We start from the raw sequence: 5857 nt of genomic DNA, 5'->3' as shown, positions 1-5857 counted from the left end.
GCCCAAGGCCTACACCGCCGATGCGCTGCCTTCCGGCAAGGCGGAAGATGGCACCGCTGATACCCAGGGCACGCTTTACGCCAACGCGACCACAAAAAGTGTGGTGATCGTCGCCGAAACCGTGCGCAACGATGGGGCAACCATCAAGGACAACGATCCACAGTTCCTCGACGGCGCAGTGGCCGACTTCGTCAAGGACCAGAGCGCCGCCCTGCCTGACTTCAAGAAACAGAACGAGAAGAAACTCACCTTCAAGGGCCTTGGCCTGCGCCAAGTGGACAGCACCGCCACCCAAGGCGGCGGCAAGACCTTGAACTCCACCTTCCTGGGCGGTTCAGGCAGTCATTTGCTGGTGATCCAGGCGATTTCCCGGGCGGATGATGTGAAGGGGCATGCGGAGTTGGTGAAGCAGATTACTGGCGGTAAGTAACGCCATCCCATGACCGAAACAGGTCAAATGTGGGAGGGGGCTTGCTCCCGATAGCGGAGTATCAACCAGCAGAGATGCTGAATGTGCCATCGCCATCGGGGGCAAGCCCCCTCCCACACTGTTCAATTGCGTCCTACTTGAGGTTTTTTTCCAGCCAGACTTTGAGGTCCTGTATCTCAGCCTCACTCACGGTATGCGGCATGCCCATATACCCGTGAAACTCCGGCTTCAACCCCAGCCCCAGCAACACCTCATTCGCCCGCGTCGCCGAGGTGTACGGCAGTGCCTGGTCCAACGTGCCATGGCCGATAAAGATCGCCAGCTTATCCAATGAGGCATCGGGCTTGAGCTCTGCCTTGAGCACCGGCAGCACACTGCCACTCAATGCTGCAATCCCACGCACCAGCGTGGGCTTTCGCAAGCCGACCTCGTAAGACATGATCGCGCCCTGGCTGAACCCCACCAGGAACACTCGATCGCTTCGAGTGTGATATTTGGCCGTGGCCTGGGCCACAAAGTCTTCGATCAGCTTGGCACTGCGTTGCAAGTCAGCCGTCTCGCCATCGTAATCACCGTCTCCCGGTTTCCTGGCAAACCAGCGATAGCCACTGGGGTCCACAGGCATCGGCGCACGCGCCGACAGGTAGGTCCAGGTGGACGGCAGCGCGTCCTTGATGCCGAACAGGTCTTCCTCGTTACTACCAAACCCGTGCAGGAAAATCACCAGCGGCTGGTTGCGCGCATCGCCCTGGGTCTGTTCCAGATACGACAGCGGCAAGTCGGTGTGCAATGCGGAGTCAGCCTGGGCAGCGCCGGCCACCAATGCCAACGTCAGGGCAAACAGTTTGAACATGGACAACCTCACGGTTTACGCAGCAAATAGGTGTCCATGATCCAGCCATTCGCCAGGCGCGCAGCCTTGCGCACCCGCTCGATCTCTTCGGCCACCTCCGCCACTTTTCCGCTGATCAGGATTTCATCCGGCGTACCCAAGTAAGCGCCCCAGTAGATATCCAGGTCCTGATCGGCCACGGTGCGGTAGGAGTCTTCGGCGTCGAGCATCACCACCAACGTATCGGCGTCACTCGCCTGCCCCCCCGCCAATCGCCGTCCAGTGGTGATCTCGATGGAACACCCGATACGGTTCAGCGGCACTTTGTGCTGGGCGGCCAGGGCTTGCACGCTGGTAATGCCGGGGATCACTTCGAATTCAAATTCACAGCGGCCACTGGCCAGAATCGCCTGCAGGATACGAATGGTGCTGTCGTACAGCGCAGGGTCGCCCCACGCCAGGAACGCGCCCACTTCACCGTCGGCCATTTCCTCGTCGATCATGCGCTCGAAAGTCGCCTGCTTGTCGCGGTTGAGGTCCTGCACGGCAGTGGTGTAGTCGATGTCGCCGCGCACACGCTCGGGACAATCGGCCTCCGCAAAACGGTAACCCGGCTCGGTGATGTAGGTCTCGCAGATCTCACGACGCAGGTCGATCAGCTTGTCTTTGCTCTGGCCCTTGTCCATCAGGAAAAACACGTCGGTGCGGTTGAGCGCCTTCACGGCCTGCATCGTGATGTAGTCGGGGTTACCGGCGCCGATGCCGATGATCAGGATGGTTTTCATGGAGGGCTCTCAGTACGGGGCGTGGATTTTGCCATGTTCGCGGGGCTAGGCGTGAGTTTCCAGGCGCAGGCGCCATACGTTGTTGAAGCGCAACTCGGTGCTGGACAGCGGTTCGATGTCGATCAAGTAGAACATTGAGAGTGGAAACCGCATGACGTACAACAGAGCAGCGCGGATCACAAACGGGTGGGTGACGGCCAACACATGGCCGGGTTGGGATTCGAGGGATTTCATCCAGCGCTCCACTCGCGTGCAAATCTGCACAACAGACTCGCCGCCGTGAGGTGCGCAGGTACTGTCGGCCATCCAATCCTGCAACTGCTGACTATCAAGTTGGCCGATGTCCTGCCCTTTCCAACGGCCAAAATCGCCATCACGCAAAGCTTCTTCGATCTGCGGATCAGCACCGAACAAGCCGGCAGTCTGCCGGGTTCTGGCCTCCGGCCCGCACAGCAGGCGAGTTTTTTTCGGGTAGCGTCCGCTCAGCGACAGCGCTGCGTCGTGCCAATCCGCAGCGACGGATTCGTCATCGGGAAACCGCCCCTGTTTTTGCAGCGGTGTGACGGCATGGCAAATCAAGGTCAAACGGGTGGACTGCATCACAAATCACTCTGTTTCGTTGCGCAGTCAGCGTAGACAGGCAAAGTAGTCTCGACATGTTACAACGAACATGAAACAGGAAACCGGTTCCGTCGACAGGTACGGCCTTAACCTGAATGCCGTTTTGTCAGGCCTTAATGAAGTTGCACATGCCATATGCCGTCAAATACCCGGACGGGCCAGGTAGAGCACTTGATAACCCGCGCCAGGGTGCTCAGCGTCCAATGCCTTGGCCGACAACGTAATCCGCACCAGGCGCCATGCTTGTACATCCAACGCCAGGAACACCGCAAACGTATCGCGGTTATCCGCCAACTGCTGATTAATCACCTTCTCGCCCGCCACTACCCCAACCCGATCGGCTCCGGGTGCCAGTGGCCACTCCTCTCGGTACAAACTCACCGCGCCCTCTGCGGGCCCACGCTGCAAATCCAACGGCAACCAACTCTCGATATGCGGTCGACCAAAGCTATCGAGCACCTTCTGGAAGCGCTCGCCCAGCAAGAAGTCGGCCGCCTGCATCGGGTCGGACCACAAGTACACTGAGGCATAAACATTGCCTGCTGCTTGCCTGCGCTCCTGGGCGACAAACGCCTTGAACAGCAACCCCTCGGTGTGATCCCACAAAGGCCCCAGTTGTGCGGCGCGCCGGCGGATCACGTCCATGTCGTAATCGGCGGGCAAGCGATGTGAATACTGTTTGGCAAACATAGAAAGACTCCCGTTCAAGATGAGGTTCCAGCTTGCGCAGCAGTGATAATTTCAACAAGATATCAATGAATATATGTGTGATAATGAATTGATATGACTGACATCTCCAAACCTCTGGATATCGACACCGTACAAGCCTTCGTATGGGTGGCGGATTTCGCCAGTTTCACCCGTGCCGCCGAGGCCCTCGACACGTCCCAGGCGGCTGTCAGCCTCAAGCTCAAGCGGTTGGAAGAACGCCTGGGTTATCGGCTGCTGGAGCGCACTCCCCGTCATGTACGGCTATCGCCCAAGGGTGAACGGTTCATCGTCGCCGCCCGCGCCCTGCTCAACGCCCACGAACGCGCCCTCGGTGACTTGGGCAGCCACGCGTCTCGACGGTTGGTGATCGGCATCAGCGACCATGTCGCCGGGCCAGACTTGCCCACCTGGCTCAGCCGTCTCGCCGCCTACGATCCGATGGTGATCCTCGAAGTGCGCATCGCCTCCTCTCGCGACCTGGTGGCTGCGTTCGACCGCAATGAACTGGACGCAGTCATCGTGCGTAATGAAGGTGACCGCCAGGATGGCGAAGTCTTGGCGGTGGAGCGCTTTGGCTGGTTTGCCGCGCCGACTTGGCAACACAACTCCGACGCCCCCTTGCGCATGGCAACCATGGCCGCGCCCTGCGGCGTTCGCCACTTGGCGACCAGGGCCTTGGATGAAGCACGCATCGACTGGACCGAAGTGTTTGTCGGCGGCGGAGTGATGGCCGTGGGCGCGGCCGTCAGCGCCGGCCTTGGGGTGGCCGCCCTCGCCCACCGCGTAGCACCGGACGGCGCGGTAGACATCAGCGAACAATACGGCTTGCCCGTCCTACCGGTGAGTGAAGTGGTGCTCTATAGCCGGATCAACGACGCTCGATCGCGCGAGACGTTGCGGGCCTTGAGTGCGACTTTTCGAGGGGTGCTGCAGCGCTAGGTGCTCAACTCAATCAAACCACTCCCGCCGCCCCTCAAACGTCCCCACAATCAACGCCACAATCATCCGCACGGCCTCAATATCCTGGGCCTGTGCATTCACCGCCAGCCACACCTGCCGCTGCATGCTCTCCACCACCAACCCCGGCAGCCCCACCAGTCCCCGGTCAAAACTCCCCATGTAATGGGGCAACAACCCAATGCACGCCCCACACCGAATCATCTCCAACATCAGCGAATACGCCTGCACCTGCACCACCGCCGCCCGCCGATCCTCAACCACCCGGTTCCAGGGCTGCAAGGCCTCGACCTGCCCATCCGGCTGCCACTGCACCAGCATGTAGTCATCCAAGTCTTCCACACTGTCCGGCCGTGTCGTCAGCCGCGAATACCGCTTGGCGATATGGGGCAAATACTGCAAAACCGCCAGCCGTCGAGGTGCTTCGGTCGCAAAACTCGGGCCGGGGGCGGGGCCGTCGGCATCCGACAGCCACACCACCACATCCGCACTCACCGCTTGCAGAGCCAGCGGACTGTCGATGGAAACAATCTCCAGGCGCACGCTGGCATTGCGACGCAACAAGGCGATCAGGTCGCGACCCAGGATGTCATGCAGAATCGGTTCGGCCACCGCCAGGCGGATCAGTGGCTGCTCCACCACCGGGACGCGCTGCGCATGGGCCAGGCTGATCAACTGCGCTTGCAGTTGCAGGCCGTCTCGGCTAAGCACCAAGCCGTTGCCCTGATAAGTGAACAGCGAATGCCGTAAGTGCTCCTCCAACTGCGCCAGGCGCTTGCGCAGCAACGTCGCCTTGATATTCAAGCTACGCGCCGCCTGCATGAAACAGCCGCAACGCGCACTCACCAGGAAGTAGCGCGCCACCTCCGGTTCGATCTCATCGGCCAGGGCCAGCCAGGCACTGCGCGGTTCGCTCGGCACACGATAAGTGGCGGTCCCCTGGGGGCCGGAAGGTTCCAGATATGCCATGGGTGACTCCCTGTCTCGTAGGTCTATGCATCCAATGCGTGCTTTCGCGGGTTACTCCAGCACCTTGTTCAACTCGGTGCCGTCGATACTCAAGGTGGCGGTATTGAGCATGCCTTCCAGGTAGGCTTTGGCGATCTGCTCCTGACGCTGGGCGCGCAAGGCTTGGGTGAGGCGCTCGCGCAGCTCATCGAGGGACGCGGTGCGCGCCGGCTCCTGGGCGGTGAGCTTGAGCACATGGAAGCCCGCCGCACTCTGCACCGCGTCCGACACGGCGCCCACCTTGAGGCGTGACACCGCACCGCGCACCTCAGGTACCAGTTGCTGCAAGGGTTGCAACCCCGAATCACCGCCCTGTTGCGCGGTGCCCGGGTCTTGGGAAAATTGCGTGGCCAAGGCAGCAAATTCGCCCGGCGCGGCCTGGGCCTTGCGACTCAACTCCTGGGCCTGGCGACGCACGCTGTCGACGCTTTGCGGGTCATTCACCGCGAGGAAAATCTGGCTGACCCGGTACAAAGCCGGCGTCACCCATTGTGCCTTGCCGCTGTCGTAGGC

General features: G+C 60.8%; 8 protein-coding genes. 2 read left to right on the top strand and 6 right to left on the bottom strand.

From position 1 onward, the window contains the following. Positions 1-430: hypothetical protein (locus tag ACRESD_RS17540; RefSeq protein ID WP_431752071.1), on the top strand; the 430-nt coding region annotated here is incomplete at its 5' end. Positions 431-563: 133 nt separating this feature from the next. On the opposite strand, the gene ACRESD_RS17535 is transcribed toward ACRESD_RS17540, so the two are convergent. From ACRESD_RS17535 to ACRESD_RS17520, 4 genes are all read right to left on the bottom strand, one after another. Beyond that, a complete protein-coding gene (locus ACRESD_RS17535) occupies positions 564-1283 on the bottom strand; it encodes an alpha/beta hydrolase (RefSeq protein WP_431752070.1) in 720 nt (239 codons plus the stop codon). 8 nt (positions 1284-1291) lie between these two features. Then, on the bottom strand, positions 1292-2047 hold the full coding sequence (gene cobF, locus ACRESD_RS17530) for a precorrin-6A synthase (deacetylating) (protein WP_431752069.1): 756 nt from the start codon (positions 2045-2047) through the stop codon (positions 1292-1294). A 45-nt stretch (positions 2048-2092) separates the two neighbouring features. Next, the gene (locus tag ACRESD_RS17525) at positions 2093-2647 is read right to left on the bottom strand and encodes a histidine phosphatase family protein (RefSeq protein ID WP_431752068.1); all 555 of its coding nucleotides are present in this window, start codon (positions 2645-2647) and stop codon (positions 2093-2095) included. A 162-nt stretch (positions 2648-2809) separates the two neighbouring features. Further along, positions 2810-3358 carry a DUF4865 family protein gene (locus tag ACRESD_RS17520; RefSeq protein ID WP_431752067.1) on the bottom strand — a complete coding sequence of 183 codons (549 nt, stop codon included), beginning with the start codon at positions 3356-3358 and terminating at the stop codon, positions 2810-2812. A 93-nt stretch (positions 3359-3451) separates the two neighbouring features. On the opposite strand from ACRESD_RS17520, the gene ACRESD_RS17515 reads away from it, so the two are divergent. Further along, complete coding sequence (locus ACRESD_RS17515; protein ID WP_431752066.1) at positions 3452-4318, top strand: LysR family transcriptional regulator; 867 nt, start codon at positions 3452-3454, stop codon at positions 4316-4318. Positions 4319-4327: 9 nt separating this feature from the next. Here the strand turns inward: ACRESD_RS17515 and ACRESD_RS17510 are convergent, their stop codons facing one another. Together ACRESD_RS17510 and ACRESD_RS17505 are read right to left on the bottom strand one after the other, a co-directional pair. Next, positions 4328-5305 (bottom strand): LysR family transcriptional regulator, encoded by a 978-nt coding sequence (locus tag ACRESD_RS17510; protein ID WP_431752065.1) that lies wholly within the window; start codon positions 5303-5305, stop codon positions 4328-4330. A gap of 51 nt (positions 5306-5356) precedes the next feature. After that, positions 5357-5857, bottom strand: a 501-nt coding sequence (locus ACRESD_RS17505) for a peptidylprolyl isomerase (RefSeq protein WP_431752064.1), incomplete at its 5' end; no start/stop codon positions are given.

It is taken from the genome of Pseudomonas sp. (assembly GCF_050739995.1).
GTDB lineage: Bacteria > Pseudomonadota > Gammaproteobacteria > Pseudomonadales > Pseudomonadaceae > Aquipseudomonas.
The sequence above is the reverse complement of the archived record's forward strand: the minus strand, read 5'-3'. Positions and strand labels throughout refer to the sequence as shown.

Bases quoted from the DNA above. Each gene is read 5' to 3' on its own strand.
- ACRESD_RS17535 (WP_431752070.1), bottom strand. From the start codon at position 1,283: ATGTTCAAACTGTTTGCCCTGACGTTGGCATTGGTGGCCGGCGCTGCC.
- cobF (WP_431752069.1), bottom strand. From the start codon at position 2,047: ATGAAAACCATCCTGATCATCGGCATCGGCGCCGGTAACCCCGACTAC.
- ACRESD_RS17525 (WP_431752068.1), bottom strand. From the start codon at position 2,647: ATGCAGTCCACCCGTTTGACCTTGATTTGCCATGCCGTCACACCGCTG.
- ACRESD_RS17520 (WP_431752067.1), bottom strand. From the start codon at position 3,358: ATGTTTGCCAAACAGTATTCACATCGCTTGCCCGCCGATTACGACATG.
- ACRESD_RS17515 (WP_431752066.1), top strand. From the start codon at position 3,452: ATGACTGACATCTCCAAACCTCTGGATATCGACACCGTACAAGCCTTC.
- ACRESD_RS17510 (WP_431752065.1), bottom strand. From the start codon at position 5,305: ATGGCATATCTGGAACCTTCCGGCCCCCAGGGGACCGCCACTTATCGT.